Raw genomic sequence first — 1,051 nt, forward strand, 5'->3', positions numbered from 1 at the left:
CCGGTTGCATCTATGTATCAGGCCTATTCGAGGAAGCCCTAAACAGCTTCTGGCCAACATTGGATCAGCTCGCGATATGCCCATTACAAAAAGGCCTCAAGGGCCGGTAGGAGCGCAGGCATCAATTCGCGACGGTCTGACCAGGGGTCAATGTTCTTTAGCATGGGTTGGAGCGGCTAACGCCCCGGTGGCAGAACTCTGTGAGTCAGTGGCTCATCGCAGCCTCCTGACTATTGCCTGGTTGGCGGCGATACGTCTGGTCGTTCTGCAAGAGCCGCCAGAGGATACGCAGGTTGCGGTTGGCCAAACGCACCGCCGCCTCCTTGCGCCCCAGGCGAGATACCCAACGCTGTAGCCGTTGGTCGTCGGGTTGCTCTGAATCCGGTCGTACCTGTCTTAAAACGGCGTGAGCACCCTGGACCGCCAGGCTGCGCAAATACGCATCTCCCTTCTTGCTCATCTTGCCGAGCCGGACTTTTTCTCCGCTACTGTGCTGGCTGGGCACCAGCCCGAAGTAGGCGGCGAACTGTCGAGCATTGGCGAAGCGTTCCGGCTCAGTCTGCTTAGCCAGCAGTGCTGTGGCTATGATCGGGCCGACTCCGCGCACCGTCATCAATCGCTTGGCGGTCTCATCGTTCTTCGCCGCTGTTTCGAGCCGACCGGTCAACGCGTTGACGCGCTCGCCCAAATGAACCCATTCAACTAACAGTTCGGCGATGAGTTCGCGCAGCAAATCGGGCAATGGCTGGGTGGCGTCTTCCAGTATTCGCGGGATACGTTGGCTGACGGCCATTTCGCCTTGGGGCATGGATACTCCCTGCTCCAGCAGTAAGCCGCGCATCTGATTACCGACCGCCGTGCGTCGCCGTATATATCCCTGTCGGGCCCGATGCAGCGCTTGCATTGTGAGCGCCGCCGCACTTTTGACCGGTACGGCAGATATCCTGCAGTCGCGCCCGGCACGCAGGATCGCCAAGGCATCGTTGCGATCATTTTTCGGGCCGCTGCGATGAGTGGCCACATGCTGAGCCGGCAGGATGCGCACTGAATT

At 59.8% G+C, this 1,051-nt stretch carries 1 protein-coding gene; it reads right to left on the reverse strand.

Annotated features, from left to right (window positions below; all coding sequences use genetic code 11):
• Nucleotides 1-205 precede the first annotated feature (205 nt).
• Nucleotides 206-1,051 (reverse strand): IS110 family transposase (locus tag DK871_RS28365; RefSeq protein WP_161907468.1); only part of this gene is annotated, 846 nt, incomplete at its 5' end.

It is taken from the genome of Pseudomonas sp. L13 (assembly GCF_009935965.1).
GTDB classification, from domain to species: Bacteria; Pseudomonadota; Gammaproteobacteria; order Pseudomonadales; family Pseudomonadaceae; genus Aquipseudomonas; species Aquipseudomonas lactis.